This window comes from Nocardia elegans NBRC 108235 (assembly GCF_001612845.1).
GTDB classification, from domain to species: Bacteria; Actinomycetota; Actinomycetes; order Mycobacteriales; family Mycobacteriaceae; genus Nocardia; species Nocardia nova.
The window spans coordinates 1-20,608 of sequence record NZ_BDBF01000017.1 but is presented as its reverse complement, the minus strand read 5'-3'; the positions used below and the strand labels follow the sequence as shown (position 1 = coordinate 20,608).

General features: G+C 67.8%; 24 protein-coding genes. 14 read left to right on the top strand and 10 right to left on the bottom strand.

Annotated elements, in window-relative coordinates; all coding sequences use genetic code 11:
• Positions 1-15 precede the first annotated feature (15 nt).
• Both NE2_RS14055 and NE2_RS14050 read right to left on the bottom strand, forming a co-directional pair.
• Positions 16-717, bottom strand: a complete 702-nt coding sequence (locus NE2_RS14055; RefSeq protein ID WP_063026321.1) for an enoyl-CoA hydratase-related protein — start codon at positions 715-717, stop codon at positions 16-18.
• 88 nt (positions 718-805) lie between these two features.
• Positions 806-1,714 carry a ribonuclease Z gene (locus NE2_RS14050; protein WP_063026320.1) on the bottom strand — a complete coding sequence of 303 codons (909 nt, stop codon included), beginning with the start codon at positions 1,712-1,714 and terminating at the stop codon, positions 806-808.
• 101 nt (positions 1,715-1,815) lie between these two features.
• Between NE2_RS14050 and NE2_RS14045 the strand changes: the two genes are divergently transcribed.
• Both NE2_RS14045 and NE2_RS14040 read left to right on the top strand, forming a co-directional pair.
• Entirely contained in the window at positions 1,816-2,595 is a 780-nt protein-coding gene (locus NE2_RS14045; RefSeq protein ID WP_063015631.1) for a purine-nucleoside phosphorylase, read from the top strand.
• Positions 2,596-2,604: 9 nt separating this feature from the next.
• Entirely contained in the window at positions 2,605-4,233 is a 1,629-nt protein-coding gene (locus NE2_RS14040) for a phospho-sugar mutase (protein ID WP_063026319.1), read from the top strand.
• Between the two features lie 71 nt (positions 4,234-4,304).
• Here NE2_RS14040 and upp read toward each other — a convergent pair whose 3' ends face one another.
• The gene (upp, locus tag NE2_RS14035) at positions 4,305-4,934 is read right to left on the bottom strand and encodes a uracil phosphoribosyltransferase (protein ID WP_063026318.1); all 630 of its coding nucleotides are present in this window, start codon (positions 4,932-4,934) and stop codon (positions 4,305-4,307) included.
• A gap of 146 nt (positions 4,935-5,080) precedes the next feature.
• Between upp and NE2_RS14030 the strand changes: the two genes are divergently transcribed.
• The 5 genes from NE2_RS14030 to NE2_RS14010 all read left to right on the top strand — a co-directional run bounded on the left by NE2_RS14030 (position 5,081) and on the right by NE2_RS14010 (position 8,686).
• On the top strand, positions 5,081-5,401 hold the full coding sequence (locus NE2_RS14030) for a type VII secretion target (protein ID WP_063026495.1): 321 nt from the start codon (positions 5,081-5,083) through the stop codon (positions 5,399-5,401).
• Positions 5,398-6,540, top strand: a complete 1,143-nt coding sequence (locus NE2_RS14025; RefSeq protein ID WP_063026317.1) for an NlpC/P60 family protein — start codon at positions 5,398-5,400, stop codon at positions 6,538-6,540. The genes NE2_RS14030 and NE2_RS14025 overlap by 4 nt, the downstream gene beginning before the upstream one ends.
• A complete protein-coding gene (locus tag NE2_RS14020; RefSeq protein ID WP_063026316.1) occupies positions 6,537-6,887 on the top strand; it encodes a hypothetical protein in 351 nt (116 codons plus the stop codon). The genes NE2_RS14025 and NE2_RS14020 overlap by 4 nt, the downstream gene beginning before the upstream one ends.
• A gap of 182 nt (positions 6,888-7,069) precedes the next feature.
• Positions 7,070-7,402 (top strand): YbaB/EbfC family nucleoid-associated protein, encoded by a 333-nt coding sequence (locus NE2_RS14015; RefSeq protein WP_030513580.1) that lies wholly within the window; start codon positions 7,070-7,072, stop codon positions 7,400-7,402.
• 33 nt (positions 7,403-7,435) lie between these two features.
• Positions 7,436-8,686 carry a SatS C-terminal domain-containing protein gene (locus tag NE2_RS14010; protein ID WP_063026315.1) on the top strand — a complete coding sequence of 417 codons (1,251 nt, stop codon included), beginning with the start codon at positions 7,436-7,438 and terminating at the stop codon, positions 8,684-8,686.
• 41 nt (positions 8,687-8,727) lie between these two features.
• On the opposite strand, the gene NE2_RS14005 is transcribed toward NE2_RS14010, so the two are convergent.
• The 5 genes from NE2_RS14005 to NE2_RS13985 form a co-directional block, all read right to left on the bottom strand.
• Entirely contained in the window at positions 8,728-9,822 is a 1,095-nt protein-coding gene (locus NE2_RS14005; protein WP_063026314.1) for an adenosine deaminase, read from the bottom strand.
• A gap of 109 nt (positions 9,823-9,931) precedes the next feature.
• Complete coding sequence (locus tag NE2_RS14000) at positions 9,932-10,435, bottom strand: DMT family transporter (protein ID WP_063026313.1); 504 nt, start codon at positions 10,433-10,435, stop codon at positions 9,932-9,934.
• Positions 10,432-10,956 (bottom strand): DMT family transporter, encoded by a 525-nt coding sequence (locus tag NE2_RS13995; RefSeq protein WP_063026312.1) that lies wholly within the window; start codon positions 10,954-10,956, stop codon positions 10,432-10,434. Before NE2_RS13995 ends, NE2_RS14000 begins: the two co-directional genes overlap by 4 nt.
• 147 nt (positions 10,957-11,103) lie before the next feature.
• Complete coding sequence (locus NE2_RS13990; protein ID WP_063026311.1) at positions 11,104-12,390, bottom strand: thymidine phosphorylase; 1,287 nt, start codon at positions 12,388-12,390, stop codon at positions 11,104-11,106.
• A 44-nt stretch (positions 12,391-12,434) separates the two neighbouring features.
• A complete protein-coding gene (locus NE2_RS13985; RefSeq protein WP_030513574.1) occupies positions 12,435-12,836 on the bottom strand; it encodes a cytidine deaminase in 402 nt (133 codons plus the stop codon).
• Between the two features lie 329 nt (positions 12,837-13,165).
• On the opposite strand from NE2_RS13985, the gene sdhC reads away from it, so the two are divergent.
• The 7 genes from sdhC to NE2_RS13950 all read left to right on the top strand — a co-directional run bounded on the left by sdhC (position 13,166) and on the right by NE2_RS13950 (position 18,399).
• Positions 13,166-13,567: a succinate dehydrogenase, cytochrome b556 subunit gene (gene sdhC, locus NE2_RS13980; protein WP_051024341.1), complete on the top strand. Its 402-nt coding sequence runs from the start codon at positions 13,166-13,168 to the stop codon at positions 13,565-13,567.
• A gap of 1 nt (position 13,568) precedes the next feature.
• Positions 13,569-14,000 (top strand): succinate dehydrogenase hydrophobic membrane anchor subunit, encoded by a 432-nt coding sequence (locus NE2_RS13975; protein ID WP_030513572.1) that lies wholly within the window; start codon positions 13,569-13,571, stop codon positions 13,998-14,000.
• Positions 14,001-14,013: 13 nt separating this feature from the next.
• Positions 14,014-15,798: a succinate dehydrogenase flavoprotein subunit gene (sdhA, locus tag NE2_RS13970; protein ID WP_030513571.1), complete on the top strand. Its 1,785-nt coding sequence runs from the start codon at positions 14,014-14,016 to the stop codon at positions 15,796-15,798.
• The gene (locus tag NE2_RS13965) at positions 15,798-16,574 is read left to right on the top strand and encodes a succinate dehydrogenase iron-sulfur subunit (RefSeq protein ID WP_036498394.1); all 777 of its coding nucleotides are present in this window, start codon (positions 15,798-15,800) and stop codon (positions 16,572-16,574) included. The genes sdhA and NE2_RS13965 overlap by 1 nt, the downstream gene beginning before the upstream one ends.
• Before the next feature lie 184 nt (positions 16,575-16,758).
• Positions 16,759-16,968: a type II toxin-antitoxin system VapB family antitoxin gene (locus NE2_RS37535; RefSeq protein WP_039776673.1), complete on the top strand. Its 210-nt coding sequence runs from the start codon at positions 16,759-16,761 to the stop codon at positions 16,966-16,968.
• Positions 16,965-17,399: a PIN domain nuclease gene (locus NE2_RS13955; protein WP_063026310.1), complete on the top strand. Its 435-nt coding sequence runs from the start codon at positions 16,965-16,967 to the stop codon at positions 17,397-17,399. Before NE2_RS37535 ends, NE2_RS13955 begins: the two co-directional genes overlap by 4 nt.
• Before the next feature lie 115 nt (positions 17,400-17,514).
• Positions 17,515-18,399 carry a phenylalanine 4-monooxygenase gene (locus tag NE2_RS13950; protein WP_063026309.1) on the top strand — a complete coding sequence of 295 codons (885 nt, stop codon included), beginning with the start codon at positions 17,515-17,517 and terminating at the stop codon, positions 18,397-18,399.
• Between the two features lie 12 nt (positions 18,400-18,411).
• Here NE2_RS13950 and NE2_RS13945 read toward each other — a convergent pair whose 3' ends face one another.
• Both NE2_RS13945 and NE2_RS13940 read right to left on the bottom strand, forming a co-directional pair.
• A complete protein-coding gene (locus tag NE2_RS13945; RefSeq protein ID WP_063026308.1) occupies positions 18,412-19,065 on the bottom strand; it encodes an acyl-CoA-like ligand-binding transcription factor in 654 nt (217 codons plus the stop codon).
• Positions 19,055-20,515 (bottom strand): MFS transporter, encoded by a 1,461-nt coding sequence (locus NE2_RS13940; RefSeq protein ID WP_063026493.1) that lies wholly within the window; start codon positions 20,513-20,515, stop codon positions 19,055-19,057. The genes NE2_RS13945 and NE2_RS13940 overlap by 11 nt, the downstream gene beginning before the upstream one ends.
• Positions 20,516-20,608: the final 93 nt, after the last annotated feature.

The following is a 20,608-nucleotide window of genomic DNA, read 5'->3' as shown; positions in this document are numbered from 1 at the left end:
ATGATCATCGGGTTATCAGGAGCCGAAGGCGAGATTCTCCGGTGTGGTCGGGGTATTCAGGCCCGCGAGCGCCCGTCCGTGCAGCGCACGCTTGATGACCGGCAGATTCGGCTTGCGGTTGCCGGTCAGTGCCGCGGCCCGCGCCACGGCCGCGGCCAGGACGCCGTCCGCCTCGGCCGCCTCGTCGACGATGCCCGCGGAGATCGCGTCGGCGGCGCCGTAGCGCCGGCCCGTGGTCATCGCCTCGAGCGCGACCTGATTGGTCAGCCGCTCGGTGACGAGTGCGTTCATCGCGACCGTGAACGGCATCCCCAGGTGAACCTCGGGCAGGCACCAGTACCCGCGATCCGAGCGCATCACCCGGAAGTCGTGCGAGGTGGCCAGCATGGCGCCGGCGCCGAAGGCGTGGCCGTTCAGCGCGGCGACGGTCGGCATACCGAAGGCCAGCAACCGGCTGAAGACGGAATGTACCCGGTCCAGGTACCAGTGCATCTTGTCCATGTTGCCGAACAGCCAGTCGGTGTCCAGGCCGTTGCTGAAGAACTTTCCGGTGGCCACTGTGACCAGCGCCGCCGGCCCCTCGGCGGCCTCTACCTCGTCCAGTTTCGCGTGGACGGCGTCGATCCAGTCGGGGTGGAAGCGGTTCTCGCTGTCGGTCTGACCCTCGTTGCCGAGGTAGAGCACGAATACGTCCCCGTCACGGTCCAAGTACGGCATAGGCAGAGAATATGCAGCTCCGTATGAACGGCCGCATCACACCCCCGGCCAAGTTACCGACGAGTTGTCATCACCGGCCGGGTACGTGTCAGCGACGTGGCGGGATCGGCACCCGCATCAGATCCTCGGCGATCACCAGCTCCCCGTCGAAATACCGCTCCGCCTCGGCCCGGTGTCCGGACAGATCGCCGTAGCGTTGCGAGAAATGGGTGAGGACGAGGGTCCGCACGCCCGCCTCCGCGGCCACGCGTGCCGCCTGCCCCGCGGTGAGATGGCCGAAATCGTCGGCCAGCTGCGCCTCGGCCTCCAGGAAGGTCGACTCGATGACGAGCATATCGGCGCCTTCGGCCAATTCGGCTATGCCCGAACACATTCGGGTGTCCATCACGAAGGCGAAACGCTGTCCGGGCCGCGGGGCCGAGACCTCGTCGACGGTGACCGTGCGACCGTCGGGCAGTCGCACCGCGCCCTCGCGCTGCAGTGCCCCGACCACCGGACCCGCCAGCCCGAATTCGGCGAGCCGCTCCGGCAGGATCCGATGGCTGTCGGGTTCGACCAGCCGGTAGCCGAAGGTGTCGATGCGATGCGACAGCCGCACGGCCTCGAAGGTGAACGGCGCGTCGGGCAGCGGCACCGGACCGTCCGCCTCGATCGGATGTTCGCGCAGACCGGGAAACGCGGGTACCACCCCGCGCAGGTGCGTGAGCAGATCGGCGCCCGATCCCGGGAAGCAGATGTCGACCGGATGGGTCACCTGGTCCAGATTCAGCCGCGCCAGCACCCCGGGCAGGCCCAGGCAGTGATCACCGTGGAAGTGCGTCAGCCCGATCCGGGTGACGCCACTCGCCGAAACCCCCGCGAACAGCATCTGCCGCTGCGTCCCCTCGCCGGGGTCGAACAGCAGGCCGTCACCGTCCCAGCGCAACAGATATCCGTTGTGATTGCGTCGGCGGGTCGGCACCTGACTGGCCGTCCCGAGGACCACGAGTTCACGCACGGCACCATCCTGCCCCCGCCCCGGCGACCGCGCCCGGCGGTGGTGGTCGTGTCCGGCCCGCGACGCGCACAACCGGCCCGTCGGCGCACTATCGTGGGCGCATGCTTGCCGAACAGGCCGCCGAGGCGATCGCCACACGTACGGGAGTCACGCACCATCGGGTCGCGGTGGTACTCGGATCCGGCTGGCAGTCCGCCGCCACCGAGATCGGAGCGCCGCGGGCGTCGATTCCGATGACCGAGCTGCCCGGCTTCGAACCGCCGACAGCGCAGGGCCATCAGGGCATCGTGCATTCGGTGGCGGTCGGCGAGGTGCCGGTGCTGCTGATGATGGGCCGCCAGCACCTCTACGAGGGCTACGAACCGCATCGGGTGGTCCACGCGGTGCACGCGGCGGCCGCGGCGGGCGCCGAGACGGTGATCCTCACCAACGCCGCGGGCGGTATCCGCCCGGGCCTGCGCGTCGGCGAGCCTGTGCTTATCAGCGATCACCTCAATCTCACCGGGCGCACTCCGCTCACCGGTGCCGCGTTCGTGAACATGGTCGATGCCTGGGATCCCGAATTGCGCACGCTGGCAAGGGAAATCGACCCGTCACTGAGCGAGGGCGTCTACGCGGGCCTGAACGGGCCGCAATACGAGACGCCCGCCGAGATCCGCATGCTCGGCGGCATGGGCGCCGATCTGGTCGGCATGTCGACCGTGCTGGAGGCGATCGCGGCCCGCTCGCTGGGGCTGCGGCTGCTGGGCATATCGCTGGTGACCAATCTGGCCGCGGGCGTGACCGGCGCACCGCTGTCCCACCAGGAGGTACTCGCCGAAGGGCAGGCCGCCGCACCGAGATTGGGAAAATTGTTGCGCGGTGTGCTGGAACGGCTGTAGGCGGGCGCCATGTTGCGATTCGGAACGGCAGGTCTGCGCGGCCCGCTCCAGGAGGGGCCGGACGGGATGAACGCCGGCACCGTGGCACGCGCGAGCGCCGGTGTGGCGGCGTGGCTCCGAGACCGCTGCCTCGGCGGTGGTCTGGTGATCGTCGGTCGCGACGCCCGGCACGGCTCCGCGGAGTTCGCTACGGTCACCGCGGAAGTGTTTGCCGCAGCGGGCTTTTCGGTGCTGCTCCTGCCACGGCCGCTGCCGACGCCGATCGTGGCGTTCGCGGTACGGGAGCTGGGTGCGGTGGCCGGCGTGCAGATCACGGCGTCCCACAACCCCGCCACGGACAACGGGTACAAGCTCTACCTGGACGGCGGTTCGCAGCTGATCCCGCCCGCCGACGCCGAGATCGAGTGCTGCATCGATGCGGTCACCGAACCGATCGCCCGCACCGATCCGGCCGCCGGCGCCCCCTCACCGTCGATCCTGTCGCTGCCCGATGATGCCGGGCGAGCCGAACTCGGCGAGGAACTCGTTCGCCGCTACCTGGCGCGAGCCGCCGCCGTGCCCGAGGCGATCGGCGGCGCGCGAACGATCCCGGTCCATGCGGGCCACCACACCGCGAACGAGGATCGGGACGGCGAACCGCTCGCGGGAGACCGAATGACGGTGCAGCGCCCCGATATCCGGATCGCGCTGACCCCCATGCACGGCGTCGGCGGCGAGACGGCGGTGGCCGCGCTGGCCGCCGCCGGGTTCCACGACGTCCATGTGGTCGAGGAACAGTTCGCGCCCGATCCGGACTTCCCGACCGTGGCGTTCCCGAATCCGGAGGAACCGGGCGCCGCGGATCTGCTGCTGGCACTGGCGGAGAACATCGACGCCGACCTCGCCGTCGCACTCGATCCCGATGCCGATCGTTGCGCGCTCGCGGTCCCCGGCCCGAACGGGTGGCGCATGCTGCGCGGCGACGAAACCGGTGTGCTGCTGGCCGATTACGTCCTGCGCAGCGCGGCACCGGACGCGCTGGTCGCGACCACCGTCGTGTCGTCGCGACTGCTGGGGAAACTCGCGGCGGCGCGCGGGGCCCGCTACGCCGAAACGCTCACCGGATTCAAATGGCTGGCCCGCGCCGGGGCGGGCCTGGTGTACGCCTACGAGGAGGCCATCGGCCACTGCGTCGACCCGGCTGCCGTGCGCGACAAGGACGGCATCACCGCCGCCGTCGCCGCCGCCGACCTCACCGCCCGCCTGCGAGAGCGGGGGCGTTCCCTGCTCGACGTCCTCGACGACTACGCCGTGGAATTCGGCCTGCACGCCGGCGACCAGGTCTCGCTGCGATTGCCCGATCAGGCGGCCGCCGCGCAAGCCGTTGCCCGCCTGCGCGATATGCCGCCCGATGTCATCGCGGGCGTGCCCGTCACCTGCACCGACCTGTCCACGGTTCGCGGCCGGATGCGCACCGACGCCTTGATCTTCGAAGGCGAGGGGCAGCGCATCGTCATCCGCCCCTCGGGTACCGAACCGAAACTCAAATTCTATCTGGAGGTCGTCGAGCCGGTTCGCGACCGCGATTCGCTGACTTCGTCGAAAGCGGTTGCAGCACAACGACTCTCGGTACTGCGCGAGTTCTGCGAGAAGTCGTGAACAGCTGAGCCCCCCGCGCGAACCCTACCGATCCCGCGGTTCGGCAGGATGCTACCCGGCGGCGGGCGGCATCAGTCGTGGCGCGGACCGAATTGGCGGTCGCCGGCGTCACCCAGCCCCGGCACGATAAAGGCGTCGGCATTGAGTCCGGAGTCGACCGCGGCGGTCACCAGCCGCACCGGCAGACCCGATTTCTCCAGCGCGGCAATGCCTTCCGGGGCGGCGACGACGCAGATGGCGGTGATGTCGGTGGCGTTGCGGGCGGACAGCAGTTCCAGGGTGTGGCGCATCGATCCACCGGTGGCCAGCATCGGATCGAGGACGAAGACCGGCAGGCCCGACAGGTCCGCCGGCAGCGATTCCATGTACGGCACCGGCCGATGGGTCTGCTCGTCGCGCGCCACGCCGACGAAACCGACGCGGGATTCCGGAATCAGCGCACTGGCGGCGTCGACCATGCCGAGGCCGGCGCGCAACACCGGCACCAGCAGCGGTGGTCGCGCCAGCCGGGCGCCCCGGGTCGGCGCGACCGGGGTGTCGATGTCGAAGGTGTGGGTCGGGGCTTCCCGCAGCGCTTCGTAGACGAGGAATCCGGTCAGATCGGCCAGTGCCGCCCGGAATCCCGCGTTGGGTGTGCGGGCATCGCGCATGGTCGTCAGGAGGGTGGCCGTCAGCGGGTGTTCCACGATATGCGTACGCATGAGGGAACGATAAGGTCTGTCGGGGTTGGAAATCGGCAACCGAGGGCGGATTTCCGCAACCGGAGTGGGAACCGTTGCGCAGGGGCATGCGTCGAACTACTCGGATGACGTAATCTGCCACCAGACCAGCACGATGGGGGATGTTGATGCACAGGATCTCGGTCGACACCGAGGGCGTCGCCGCCTACGGTGCCACAGCTGCGGGACTGGCCGGTGAAATGGGTGTGGCCGCGGCGGGCGCCGCCGGCGCCGACCCGGTCCTGCTCGGCCCGATCTTCGGTTTGGTGGGGGGCGATTTCGTCGCCGCCTATGCCGCGGCCCACGCCGGGCATGTCGCGGGGATCGGCGAACTGTCCGCGGTGATGGGCAGTGTGGGGGCCGCCGCGACGGGCGCCGCCGCCACCTATTCCGAAACCGACGCCGCCCACGCCGCCGCACTGCGCGCCGCGGAAGGCCCGATCGGATGACGGGCGTCATCGATCTCGACGCACTCGCCCAACCACTCATCGATCTGCTCACCAGCTTCGGCTCCGGGGTGCTGCCCGCCGGCGGCCCGGCCGATGCGCTGCGCCAGGTGTCCACCCACCTCGACGGGATTCATCAGGCCGGTAGCGCGAGCATCAATCAGATGACCAACGCCTGGAACGGCGGTGGTGGCGACGCGGCGATGGACAAGGCGCTCAAGGTACAGACCTCGGCGGCCGCGATGTCGGACCGCGGCAACGATATGGCCGATGTGGTCAGCCAGGCCGCCGCCTCGGTGCAGACGGGCCAGAAGGAACTCGACGGAATCGTCCAGTCGTTCGTGCAGTCGGTCACGGCGCTCGGGCCCGCGGTGACGACTCCCCCGGGACTGATCACCGTGGTGAATTCCGCGATCGACCACTTCGGCCAGGCGCTGGGGGTGGTCGGCCGGGTGCGGTCGGAGCTCGACACGCATACCGCCTCCATGAACGACCTCACCCCGCCCCCGCCGACGCCGTCCATGTCGAGCGCTCCGGTGGCCGCGGCCGCGGTCGCTGCACCCGCGCTGAGCACCGGTGCGCAGACGGCCAGTTCACTGCTCGGCGGTCTGGTATCGAGCGGCGGTTCGATGATGAGCAGCATGACCAGCCCGGCCTCCGCGGCGACGCAGTCCCGGTCGAGCTCGGGCGGCACGAGGACTCCCGGAGCCCAGCAGTCCGGCGCCGACAAGCCCGGCCGCCACGGCGGCGTCATGATCACCCTGCCCGACGGCAGCCAGGTCGAGGCGCCCAATCAGAAGGCCGCCACCGCGGTCAAGGCCGCGATCAGCGCCTGCGGCACGCCGTACGTCTGGGGCGGCAACACCCCCGGGGCCGGCCTGGACTGCAGCGGCCTGACCAAGTGGGCCTACGGCGAGGCCGGCGTCGACCTGCCCCGACTCGCCTGCGATCAGAGTGCCGGCGCCACACCGGTGAGCCCGGGCGATGTCATGCCGGGCGATCTGGCCGTCTGGGACGGTCACGTCGCGATGGTCGTCGGTAACGGACAGATGGTCGAGGCCGGTGATCCGGTGCAGATCGACCCGATTCGAACGGAGAACATGGGAATGGCGTTCCACGGGTTCTACAGGCCGACGTCATGAGCCAGCCGCAGCACCAGCAGATCCCGAGCGTCACGGTCGCCGCCAGCACCAATCGCGCCGGCACCATCAGTGTGCGGGCCACCGATCAGGGCATTCCGGTCGAGATCAAATTCGAACGCAGCGAATACCGTTACGGCGCACAGGCTTTGGCCGCGGAGATTCTGCGGCTGACCAAGCGGTCGGCGATCGTCGCCAAGGCCCGCCGGCGCGAACTGCTCGCCGAATCCGGCATGCCGACCGAGATCCTGGACAAATTGGCCCTGCCCACCCGCCAGGAAGCCGTCGACGAACTCGACCGCATGGACGACGAGGACACCGGCCCCACCAGCTGGATGAGGCCCGTATGAACGGTCGGGCGCGCGGCATCGAGCGACGGGCGCGGAGGAGGCAGCGTGCGTAACCACGCAGCGCACCGGGAGTGCCGCCGTCCGACACAGCGGAGGCGGCGCAGCGTAACCACGCAGCGCCCCGTTCATACGGTTGTCAAGCACAGCATGAGCGTTAGCGCATCTGCCGGAAAGGACGCACTGTGAGCGCGGAAATGGATGCCCTCGTCGCCGCGGCGACGAATAAACTCGAGGCCCTCGAGGCGGCGCTCTACAACCTGAAGAACGTGCGCGGCCGGTTCACCGCCGAGGACGGTTCGGTGAGCGTCGAGGTCGACAGCGACGGCGCCCTGGTCGGCCTGGACCTGTCCGAGGCCGTCACCTCGCATTCTCCGGCCGAAGTGGGCCAGTTGATCATCTGGGCGTGCCAGCAGGCGGCGCAGAATGCGGGAGAGCAGCGCTCGGAGGTCGTCGCCACCCTCAATTCCGCCTTCACCGCGCCCGAATCGGGAAACGTTGGGGGGCGGGCCGAATAGTGCCGAAGGCGACGGCTCGATAGGCTTCCGGTCATGGCTTCTGGAGACATCGTCCCGATCGAGCTCGGTCTCACCGACGGCGATCTGGTCACCCTGTGGGCACCGCGCTGGCGAGACGGTGACGACGAGTGGGAGGCATTCCTCGGTCACGAGGACGAGCTCTACGGATTCGACTCCCCCGCGGAGCTCGCCGCGTTCATCCGGACCAACGACGACAACGATCTGGTGGACCATCCGTCCTGGAAGGTCGTCGTCGGTTTGTCCGCCGCCGAGCTCGAACCCCAGGAGGAGCACGTCTTCGATCTGGTCGGCGTCCCCGAACTCGCGGCCGGTGAACCCGACCCCGAGACCATCGCCGAACTGGAAGAGACCCTCGAGATGGTCCGCACCATCGGCGAGGTGTGCGAACTCGAGGTGGTCACCAAGTTCTTCGGCTCCCATCCCGTCCTCGGCGCTCTGCCTGCGGGTGTGACCGCATTCGTCGGCCGCGACGGCGAACAGCTGTGGGACCAGGTCGGCAACGCGATCGCCAAGGACTGGGACCGGGTCATCGATGCCATCGATTCCGTGGTGGCTTCGCCGGAGGTCGACCCGGAAGCGCTGGCCGTGGCCGAGGCGGAACTGCTGGCCGCCGAGGAGAACGTCGTCGACGCCGAGGACGTCGCCGACACCGACGACGACGATATCGAGCCGGTCGACCTCGACGAGGACGAGGAAGACGACGAGGACGAAGAGGAGACCTTCTGGCACGAGGTCGGCATCGACCCGGTCAAGATCGTCACGTCCGAAGGCGAATTCTTCACCCTGCGTTGCTATCTGGACGACGAGCCGGTGTTCCTCGGCCACGACGGCACCATCACCGTCTTCCCCTCCGAGCGCGCACTGGCTCGCTACCTGGCCGACGATCACGACCACGACCTGGCGCGGGTCAGCACCTATGGCGAGGTTCGCACGGCGGCGGTCGACGGCTCGCTGGAGGTCGAGGTCACCGAGGAGAACGTCTACGTGCTGCCGGGCCTGGCCGACGACCTGGGCCAGGGACCCAAGGCGGTCGACATCGACCAGCTCGATCTGGCGGTCGAATTGTTCACCGACGCAGCCGATTACGTCGGTGACGACTCGGTGGAGCAGGCGCTGGCGAAGTCGACGCCGCTGGGCTGGTACGTCTCCTACCTGCTGGAGCCGGACCCGACCCGGCTGGCGCCGAGTCCGCCCTTCACCGCCGAGGCCGAGAGCTGGCGAGCGCTGGAGCAGGCCTTCGAGAACCGGCTGGAGAAGGGCTAGCCGGTTCCCGAGGCGCGGTCATCGACCGAGGGACGCGGTGGTCATCCGATCAGCACTGCGTAACCGGGCTTGATCACCTCGTCGATGATGCGCAGCCGGTCGGGGAACGGGATGAACGCCGACTTCATGGCGTTGATCGTGAACCGCTCCAGATCGCTCCAGCCGTAGCCGAAGGTTTCGACCAGCTTCAGCATTTCCCGGCTCATGTCGGTATCGCTCATGAGCCGGTTGTCGGTATTGACGGTGACCCGGAACCGCAACCGCGCCAGCAGGTCGAACGGATGCTTGTCCAGAGCCGGCACGGCACCGGTCTGCACATTGGACGAGGGACACAGCTCGAGCGGAATCCGTTTGTCGCGAACGTAATTGGCCACCAGCCCGAGGGTGGGCTCGGAGCCGTCGCTGTCGAAGATGTCGTCGGTGATCCGCACCCCGTGCCCGAGCCGATCGCAGCCGCAGAACGCCAGCGCCTCGTGGATCGACGGCAGTCCGAACGCCTCCCCGGCGTGAATGGTGAACTGCGCGCAGCTGGCGCGCATGTATTCGAAGGCGTCCAGATGCCGCGAGGGCGGATAGCCCGCCTCGGCTCCGGCGATGTCGAATCCGCCGACCCCGCGGTCGCGGAAGCGCACCGTCAGCTCGGCGATCTCGCGCGAGCGGGCGGCGTGACGCATGGCGGTGAGCAGGCAGGTCACCCGGATGGGAGTGCCGGCTTCGGCGGCCAGCCGCTCGCCCTCGCGAAAGCCGGCCAGGGTGTGCTCGACGACCTCGTCGAGGGTGAGGTCGCGTTCGAGATGCTGTTCGGGCGCGAAGCGGACCTCGGCGTACACCACCCCGTCGGCGGCCAGGTCCAGTGCGCATTCGCGCGCCACCCGCCGCAGTCCCTCCGGGGTCTGCATCACCGCCACCGTGTGCGCGAAGGTCTCCAGATAGCGCTCGAGCGATCCGCTGTCGGCCGCTTCGCGGAACCAGTGCGCCAGGGCCTGCGCGTCGGTGGCGGGTAGCTGGTCGTATCCGCAGTCCTCGGCCAGTTCGAGCACGGTCGCGGGACGCAGGCCACCGTCGAGATGGTCGTGCAGCACGGCCTTGGGGGCCTGGCGGATCGAGGCGAGAGTCAAAGGCATCGGTCCAGTCATGTAACGACGCTATCCGCATTCGCGGGCCCGTGCAGGCAACTTGCCGGGTGTGCATCTGCCCGCCGGCCTGTCGTTGCCCGGCGGTCGCCCGCATGTAGCCGGACTCGGCTCAGTACCTGGCCATCAGATAGGCGCCCACGACGATCAGCGCACAGCCCGCCAGCCGCTGCGCGCTGACCGGCCGGCGTGGGAAACCCATGACACCGAAATGGTCCATGGCCGCCGCGAGCAGCATCTGACCGGCGATGATCAGGGCGTTGAAGGTGCTCACTCCGACGCTGGAGGCCACCGTGATCATCGCGAAGATGGCGGCGCCGCCGGTGAGCCCGCCGAAGGGAGCCCATCGGGGCATCGCCTTCAGATCCGATCGGGACGGCCACGGCTGATGCGGCGAAATCGCCAGTGTCACAGCGAATATCGCGCCGACACCGGCGAGTGCCACCGCGTACGAGATCACGCCGCACAGAAAGACGTTGTGCAGGGCGAGTTTCAGCGAGTTCTGGCATCCGGCCTCGACCGAGCGCAGGGCGCCGCCGACGAGCATCAGGACGAAGACGAGAATCATCGCCCCGCGGCCGAGGGCCGCCCGCCGAACGGGGGTGCGGGTGGTCATCGCGCCGCCTCCCCGGCCGGCACGAACTCGGGTGGCCGGGGCGCCGCCTCCCGGGAATCGCTCGCCATGAGATACACCGCCACGGTGATCAGCGCCGCGGCCAGCAGCCGTGGCGGCGTCGCGTGCCGCTCGGCGAAACCCATCGCGCCCAGGTCGTCCATCACCAGCGCGACCAGCATTTCGGCCACGATGACGACGGCGTTGAAGGTGGCGACACCGACATATTTGGCCACGGTGATCATGCCGATCACCGCGACACCGCCGATCAGCCCGCCGAACGGCGCCCACCAGGGCATCCGTTCCACGTCGGCCCACGTCGGCCACGGCGAGTGCGAGAGCACGGTCGAGATCACGAGGAAGACCGAGAATCCGGCCAGCGCGACGGCGTAGGACACCACCGCGCACAGCCACATGTTCTTCAGATGGAATTTCTGTGTGTTCTGGCATCCGACCTCGACGGACCGTAATCCGCCGGCGGCCAGGATGAACAAGAAGATCAGTCCGAGAGCGAGAGCACCCACGAGACACGTCCTTCGCTAGGTGACAACGAATGCCGCCGCACGCAGGCGGTGCTCACCAGCCGGATTCTGCGGTCGTGCGAGCACAGAATAGCAACCTGAATGACGTGCCGTTGGTTATTGGCACAATAGATAGGTCACCGACTGTGTTCAGAGCCCGATCCGCCCGAGGATCAGCGGATGCGCGGTCGGCGGCACCGCTCCGATATCGAATCCCGCCCGCAGTGTCGCGATCGCCGTGGGTATGGCCGCTTCGGAGTCGGTGTGCAGGGTGAACAGCGGCTTCCCGGCTGTGACCGGATCGCCCGGCTTGCAGTGCATCTCGATGCCCGCGCCGAACTGCACGGGATCGCCCTGACGAGCGCGTCCGGCACCGAGCCGCCAGGCGGCGAGCCCCACGGCCATCGCATCCAGCCGCGTGAGGACGCCCGATTCCTGCGCCACCAGGGTTTCGGTGTGCCGCGCCCGCGGCAGGGGCGCGTCGGGATCGCCGCCCTGCGCCGCGACCATCGCCCGCCAGTGATCCATCGCGCGGCCGTCGGCCAGCGCGGCGGCGGGGTCGACATCGCGAATACCGGCCTGCGCCACCATCTCTCGCGCCAGCGCCACCGTCAGTTCGACGACATCCGCCGGGCCGCCCCCGGCCAAAACCTCCACCGCTTCGGCGACCTCGAGCGCATTGCCCGCGGTACGCCCGAGCGGGGTGTCCATCGCGGTGAGCAACGCGACCGTCCGCACCCCCGCGTCGGTCCCCAATTCGACCATCGCCGTGGCCAATTCGGTGGCGTCGCGGAAATTCTTCATGAACGCGCCGCTGCCGACCTTCACATCCAGGACGAGTGCGCCGGTTCCCTCGGCGATCTTCTTGCTCATGATCGAACTGGCGATGAGCGGAACCGATTCCACGGTGCCGGTCACATCGCGCAGCGCGTACAGGCGCTTGTCGGCCGGCGCCAGATCCGCCCCGGCCGCGCAGATCACCGCGCCGATTTCCGGGTCGGCGAGGATCGACCGCATCCGCGCGGTGTCCAGATCGGCTCGCCAGCCCGGAATCGATTCCAGCTTGTCCAGGGTTCCGCCCGTGTGACCCAGGCCGCGGCCCGACAACTGCGGGACCGCCGCGCCACACGCGGCCACCAGTGGCGCCAGCGGCAGGGTGATCTTGTCGCCGACTCCTCCCGTCGAGTGTTTGTCGACGGTCGGCCGGGGCAGGTCCGTGAAGTCCATCCGCTGCCCGGAGGCGATCATCGCGGCCGTCCACCGGGCGAGTTCACGGCGGGTCATGCCGCGCAGCACGATCGCCATCGCCAGGGCCGACATCTGTTCGTCGGCGACCTCGCCGCGAGTGAACGCGTCGACCACCCAATCGATCTGTTCGTCGTCGAGTTCCGCACCGTCGCGCTTGGCCGCGATCACCGACACCGCCGTATGGGTCATGGCGAAAAGCCTTCCAGATCCCGTTCGGGGTGCGGAAATTCACATCATTTCCGGCCGGCGGCCAGATCGTCCGGCCCGAAGGCGTCCGGCAGCAACCTCGCCAGGGGTACCGGGCCGTCACGATGGTCGACGAGCAGTTCCGGCCCGCCGTGCTCGTAGAGCACCTGCCGGCACCTCCCGCAGGGCATCAGGATTTCCCCGTGCGAATCACAGACCGCGACCGCCAGCAAACGGCCGCCGCCGGACGAACAAAAGTTACCGACGAGTACAGTTTCGGCGCAGACGCCGAGCCCGTATGAGACATTTTCCACATTGCAGCCGCTCACAATGGAACCGCCGGCGGTGAGAGCAGCGGCGCCGACCGGAAAGCCGGAGTACGGTGCATACGCATTACGCATTACTCGAAATGCGTTGTGACGCAGGGAATCCCAATCAATTTCCGGCATATCGGACCTCCGCTCGAATGGCTGATATGACAGCGTAGAAATGGCATCGCGACGCTGTCGAACAGTCAGGCAAGGCAAACCTAACTCGCCGCTTGGAGGCTCAACGCACGGCACGCCGAATTAGTTCCGCGAATCGCCGGGGATTAGAGTTCTCCACAGATCGGTCCAGGTTTGGCAACGCACCGCCGGCCACCGCCTCCGGATGTCAGCGCCCGAGTTGAGCTGGTGTTTCTCCAGATTCACATGCTCGGCGTATGCCGAAGCTGCGACCGGATCCGACTGCCGGCTCGCCGGCGTGTCCATCAACGACGTTGGAGGCACCGCACGCTATGACGACCACACTGGAAGCTCCGGCTCAGCCGAAGCGGAAGACCCTGTACCGCGGCGACCCGGGTATGTGGTCCTGGGCGATGCACCGGATCACCGGTGTCACGATCTTCTTCTTCCTGTTCGTCCACGTACTCGACACCGCTCTGGTGCGGGTCAGCCCGGACACCTACGACCGGGCCATCGAGACCTACAAGAACCCGGTCGTGGCCCTCATGGAGATGGGCCTGGTCGTCTGCGTCCTGTTCCACGCGCTCAACGGCGTCCGCGTGATCCTCGTCGACTTCTGGTCCAAGGGCCCCAAGTACCAGCGCCTGATGCTGTGGATCGTGCTCACCATCTGGGTTCTGGTCTCCGCCGCCGGCGTCGGCCGCCAGTTCTTCTACCTGCTGACGGAGCACTGATATGACCGCACCTGTTCTCGGCAAGTCCTACGACCGGCCCGCCAGCCTCGACTCGCCGCGCACCCCGCGCCGCTCCTCCGGCAACAACTTCGAGAAGTACGCGTGGCTGTTCATGCGCTTCTCCGGCCTGCTGCTGATCGTGCTGGTGCTGGGCCACATGACGATCATGCTGATGCTCGACGGCGGTGTGAAGCGACTGAACTTCGGCTTCGTGGCGGGCCGCTGGGCCAGCCCGTTCTGGCAGTGCTGGGATCTGGCCATGCTGTGGCTGGCGCAACTGCACGGTGGCAACGGCCTGCGCACGGTCATCGACGACTACTCCCGCAAGGACTCCACCCGCTTCTGGCTGAAGACCCTGCTGGCCGTCGCCATGATCCTGATCATGGGCGTGGGCACCTACGTCATCTTCACCTTCGACCCCAACATCAGTTAGGAACGCCTCCGCGATGAGTGAATCCCGTCCGGTTCAGGAACACCGCTACGACGTGGTCATCGTCGGTGCCGGTGGCGCGGGGATGCGCGCGGCGATCGAGGCCGGCCCCCGGGCTCGCACCGCCGTGCTGACCAAGCTGTACCCGACCCGCAGCCACACCGGCGCGGCTCAGGGCGGTATGTGCGCCGCGCTGGCCAACGTCGAAGAAGACAACTGGGAATGGCACACCTTCGACACCGTCAAGGGTGGTGACTACCTGGTCGACCAGGACGCCGCGGAGATCATGGCCAAGGAGGCCATCGACGCGGTGCTGGACCTGGAGAAGATGGGCCTGCCGTTCAACCGGACGCCCGAGGGCAAGATCGACCAGCGTCGCTTCGGCGGTCACACCCGCGACCACGGCAAGGCGCCCGTGCGCCGCGCCTGCTACGCCGCCGACCGCACCGGCCACATGATCCTGCAGACGCTCTACCAGAACTGCGTCAAGCACGACGTGGAGTTCTACAACGAGTTCTACGTCCTCGACCTGGTGATGAGCGAGACCGACCGCGGTTCGGTCGCCACCGGCGTGGTCGCCTACGAGCTGGCCACCGGTGAGATCCACGTCTTCCACGCCAAGGCGATCATCTTCGCCACCGGCGGTTCCGGCCGGATGTACAAGACCACCTCCAACGCGCACACGCTGACCGGTGACGGTATGGCGATCGTGTTCCGCAAGGGGCTGCCGCTGGAGGACATGGAGTTCCACCAGTTCCATCCGACGGGCCTGGCCGGTCTGGGCATCCTGATCTCCGAGGCCGTCCGCGGTGAGGGCGGCATCCTGCGCAACGCCTCCGGTGAGCGCTTCATGGAGCGCTACGCCCCCACCATCAAGGACCTCGCGCCGCGCGACATCGTGGCCCGGTCGATGGTCAAGGAGGTCCTCGAGGGTCGCGGTGGCGGTCCGAACAAGGACTACGTCTTCATCGACGTGACCCACCTCGGCGAAGACGTGCTCGAGGAGAAGCTGCCCGACATCACCGAGTTCTCCCGCACCTACCTGGGTGTGGACCCGGTGAAGGAGCCGGTGCCGGTCATGCCGACCTGTCACTACGTGATGGGTGGTATCCCGACCCGCATCCGCGGCGAGGTGCTGCGCAACAACACCGACGTGGTCCCCGGCCTGTACGCCGCCGGTGAGTGCGCCTGCGTGTCGGTGCACGGCTCGAACCGCCTGGGCACCAACTCGCTGCTGGACATCAACGTGTTCGGCCGCCGCTCGGGTATCGCCGCCGCGGAGTACGCCGCCCGCACCGAATTCGTCGAGCTGCCGGAGAACCCGGCGCAGATGGTGCAGGACTGGCTGACGCTGCTGCTGAGCGACCACGGCAACGAGCGGGTCGCCGACATCCGCACCGAGCTGCAGGTCACCATGGACGCCAACGCCGCGGTGTTCCGCACCGAGGAGACCCTCAAGCAGGCGCTGACCGACATCCACGCGCTCAAGGAGCGCTACCAGCACATCACCGTGCAGGACAAGGGCAAGCGCTACAACAGCGACCTGCTCGAGGCCGTCGAGCTCGGCTTCCTGCTGGAGCTGGCCGAGGTCACCGTCGTGGGCGCGCTCAACCGCAAGGAATCGCGCGGCGGCCACGCCCGCGAGGACTACCCCGACCGCGACGACGTCAACTTCATGCGCCACACCATGGCGTACAAGCAGGTCGAGCCCGGTAAGCCGGCGGAGCTGATCGCCGACATCCAGCTCGACTTCAAGCCGGTCGTGCAGACCCGTTACGAGCCGATGGAGCGTAAGTACTGATGACTGCTGTAGCCGAAGCCCCGGCCGGGCAGAAGCCGGCCCCCGTGCCCGACGGGTCGACCATGGTGACGGTGAAGGTCGCCCGGTTCAACCCGGAGGACGACAAGGGCGCGCACTGGGATTCGTTCCAGGTGCCGGTCCTGCCGACCGACCGCTTCCTGAACGTGCTCATCTACATCAAGTCCTACCTGGACGGCACGCTCACCTTCCGCCGCTCCTGCGCGCACGGTGTCTGTGGCTCCGACGCCATGCGCATCAACGGCGTGAACCGGCTGGCGTGCAAGGTGCTGATGCGCGACATGCTGCCCAAGAACGGCAAGGAGCTCACCGTCACCGTCGAGCCGATCCGCGGCCTGCCCGTGGAGAAGGACCTCGTGGTGAACATGGAGCCGTTCTTCGACGCGTTCCGCGCGGTGAAGCCGTACCTGATCACCTCGGGTAACGCGCCGACCCGTGAGCGCATCCAGTCCCAGACCGACCGGCACCGCTTCGATGACACCACCAAGTGCATCCTGTGCGCCTGCTGCACCACCTCCTGCCCCGTGTACTGGAGCGACGGCAGCTACTTCGGCCCGGCCGCGATCGTGAACGCTCACCGCTTCATCTTCGACAGCCGCGACGAGGGCGCCCGCGAGCGTCTCGACATCCTCAACGACGTCGAAGGCGTCTGGCGCTGCCGCACCACCTTCAACTGCACCGACGCCTGCCCCCGCGGCATCGAGGTCACCAAGGCCATCCAGGAGGTCAAGCGAGCTCTCCTGTTCGCCCGCCCCTGAGGTAGCAGACTCGCAGAGTCCGAAAAACGAAGGCCGCCCGCATCTTTCGATGCGGGCGGCCTTTTCGTCGTCGGGCCGGGCCGCCGGCGCACGCGGGCACCCATCCACATGGCCGGTGGCGCCGAATAACGGTTGCATCAACCAGTATTGCTCGTCATAAGGGGGCGGACATACCGTTGTAAATATGAAGACGATGATCGACTTGGATGACGAGGCCTTGACCCTTGCCGCGAAAGAGCTGGGTACCACCACCAAGAAGGACACCGTCAACGCGGCGCTCCGGTTCGTCGCCGAACGTCGTCGGCGCGTCGAGGAGATTCTGAACGATCCCTACGGCTTCGGAGTCGGTCCCGATATCGGCGACCCCGAGGTCATGCGCGGGGCTCGGCGGTGATCGAACCGATCCCACTGCGTCTGCACCTGATCGATACATCCGCATATGCCCGTCTGAGCGACCCCGGCGTCCGGACCGTCATCGCCGGTCTGCTCGCCGATCGTGCGGCCGCAACGTGTGTCACGCTCGATCTCGAAGCAGGCTACTCGGGTCGAAATCTTTCAGACGTCCAGAACATCGCGCACAGTCGCCGGGCGCGATTCACCACACTTCCGGTCACCGAGCCGATCGCCGACCGGGCTCGTGAAGTGCAGCTATTGCTCGCCAGACAGGGAAAACATCGTGCAGCCGGCATCGTCGATCTACTCACCGCGGCAGTCGCCGAGTACCACGGAGCCACGATCCTGCACTACGACGAAGACTTCGAACACATCGCCTCGGTCACGCGTCAGCCACACGTCTGGGTCGTGCCGAGAGGAAGTATCGACTGAGGATCGATATCGGAGCCAGGAGCGCGGCGACCGTAGGACCGGCTCCAGCTAGGCAATTTGCTCAGTTTGCTGGGGGTTTGTTGTCGGATCGGGGTGCGGGTGCTTGCCTGGAGGCATGTTCACCGAAGGTCAGCTGTATTCGCCGGTTACCACGGGTAACGACGGCGATGTCACGGTGCATTTGAGTGCCGAGCATCCGGGGGTGCACGATCCGGAGTATCGGGCGCGGCGCAACGCGATCGCCGCGCTGGCGCTGGCGTATCGGGAGGGCGAGACGCTGCCGCGCATCGACTACACCGAGGAGGAGCAGCGGGTCTGGCGCATCGTGTCGGCGGAGTTGACGCGCAAACATCGGACGTACGCGTCGGCGGAGGTGCTCGAGGGCGCCCGGCGACTGGACCTGCCTGCCGATCATATTCCGCAACTGGACGAGGTGACCGCGAAACTGGTGCCGCTCACCGGTTTTCGCTACGTTCCGGCGGCCGGCCTGGTGCCGCTGCGCGAATTCTTCGGCTCGTTCGCCGATCGAATTTTCCACTCCACCCAGTACATTCGCCACCATTCCGCTCCGCTGTACACGCCGGAGCCCGATTCGATTCACGAAATCATTGGGCACGCAAATCAATTGGCGTCGCCACGGTTCGCCGCGATCTATGCCGAAGCCGGCGCCGCGGTGTCCCGGCTGGAGACCGAGGCGGCGTTGAAATTCCTGGCCGACGTGTTCTGGTTCTCCATGGAATTCGGTGTGGTGCGCGAAAAGGGCGAAGTGCGTTGCTACGGTGCGGGTTTGCTGTCCTCGTTCGGCGAGATCGAGGAGTTCCGGCACGCCCGGCTGCGTCCGCTGAACATTCACGACATGGGCACCGCGACCTACGACATCACGCATTACCAGCCGATTCTGTATTGCGCGCGGTCGATTTCCGAGATCGAGGACGTGATCGGCGGCTTCTTCGCCGGCATGACCGACGACAGCGCGGCAGCCGAGCTGACCGCGTCCTGATCGGAGGTGGCGTCAGTCGCCCGATTCCGGTTCGGGGACCGCCGGCCCCAGCGGCATGCCCGCCTCCATGAATTCCACGATCCGGTCGATCTTGTCCAGATCGAGCCCCTCCCGGCCGAACGCGGTCATCATCGCCCCGATCATCGCCCCGGAGAAGGCACGGACCTCGAAGTCGCTCGGTTCGCGGCCGACTCGGCGGGCGAGCAGCGCGGAGACCAGATCCACGTTGCGTTCGGTCTCCTGCATGATCACGCTGCGCAGCTCGGGCTCGCTGTAGATCAGCTTCATGCGGTCCTGCTCGAACTGCCAGTCCTGCGGGTCCAGATTGTCGAAGGTGTCGCGCATCGCCTGGCGGAACGCGGCCAGCGGCGTCAGCTCCGGCGGCTGGGATTCGAGCGCGTGGATCATGATCGGATCGACGTCGTCGGCCAGCACCACCTGCTCTTTGGACGGAAAATAGCGGAAAAAGGTGCTCGGCGAGATATCGGCGGCCTCGGCGATCTGCTCGATCGTGGTCGCCGAATACCCCTGTGCCTGAAACAGTTTCATCGCTTCCGCGCGGATGGTGCGGCGGGTGCGCTGCTTCTTGCGTTCGCGCAGGCCCGCCCGGGGCGGCGTGGTCGCCCCGGAGTGGGCCCGAACGGGTGCTTTCGACTCAGCCGACATGCACCGATTCTCCCGCATCGGCCGCGGAGTGCGGGTCCGGCTCCCCGCTTCGGGTCCGGATCGCGGCGAGCAGCGCCGCCACCACGCACACTCCGGCGCACAGCCACAGCATCGCGCCCATCCCGGAGACGAAGGCCGATTGCACGTGGGCGAGCATGTCGGCGTTGCCGGTGGTCCGAGCCACCGCGACACCCGCGTTCACGCCGTCCGACACCGGCTCGTGGTTGTAGGATCCCAGGTCGGAGCGATATTGCGTGGCGAGGACGGTGCCCAGCACCGCCACGCCGATGGTGCCACCGGCCTGGCGCAGCGCCTGCAGCAGCGCCGAACCGGAACCGGCGCGCTCGGCTCCCAGCTGCCCCATCGCCATTCCCATCGCGGCCGGCATGACCAGGCCCATCGCGAAGCCCAGGATCGTGGTCCAGGCCGCGGTGTAGCCGTATCCGCTGCTCACCCGGGTCATGGCGCCCATGGCGAGCCCGGCGCCGAGGATCAGGAAGCCACCGCTGAGCACGATCCGCGCCCCGAGTTTCGGCAGCAGCTTGTCGACCACGCGCGTGCCGACCACCAGCCCGCCGATCAGCGGCAGCAACCGCAGCCCGCTACCGAGCGAGTCGACACCGAGCACCGCCTGGAAGTACTGCGGCACGGTGAAGAACATGCCGAACATCGCGAAGTTCACGAAAACGGAATACGCGGTGCCCCAACGGAATCCGCGGTTGGTGAACAGTGCGATGTCGACCAGTGGGTGCGCGATCCGCCGCTGCCACCACACGAAGCCGGCCAGCAGCGCCGCACCGGCGACCACAGCCGCCCAGGCCGCGCCGTCGCCCCACCCCTGTTCGCCGAAGCGGATGAATCCGTAGGTGCATCCCAGCATGCCCGCGGCCGAGAGCAGCACGCCGGGCAGATCGATGCGGAAGGCCGAATCGCTGCGGGTTTCCGGAACCAGGAGCGCCACCGCGATCAGCCCGACCACGACCAGGGGAACGTTGATCAAGAAGACCGAACCCCACCAGAAATGGTTCAGCAGCCAGCCACCCACGATCGGCCCGAGCGGCAGCCCCAATGCGGTGGAGCTGACCCAGACCGTCAATGCGCGCTGTCGTTCGGTTCGATCCGGGAACAGGCCGGGCAGCACCGACATCGACAGCGGCATCATCGCGGCAGCCGCGATACCCAGCACCGCGCGGGCGGCGATCAACATCCCCGCCGAGGTCGCCAGCGCACACCACAGCGATGCCCCACCGAAGACGACCAGCGCCGCCAGCAGGAACTTCTTGCGGCCGTAGCGGTCGCCGAGCGCACCCGCCGGCAGCATCACGGCGGCCAGCGCGAGGGTGTAGGCGGTGGTGAACCATTGCAGCGCAGCGGTATTCGCATGCAGGTCGACGGCCATGGTGGGCAGCGCGACGACCAGCACCGTGGTGTCGAGGCCGATGGTGAGCATCGCGAGCCCGAGCGCACCGAGGGCGAGCCAGCGCGCCCGGCCGGCGCCCGGCACATCGACTCCCGGCGCATCGGCGCCAGGCGCATCGGCGCC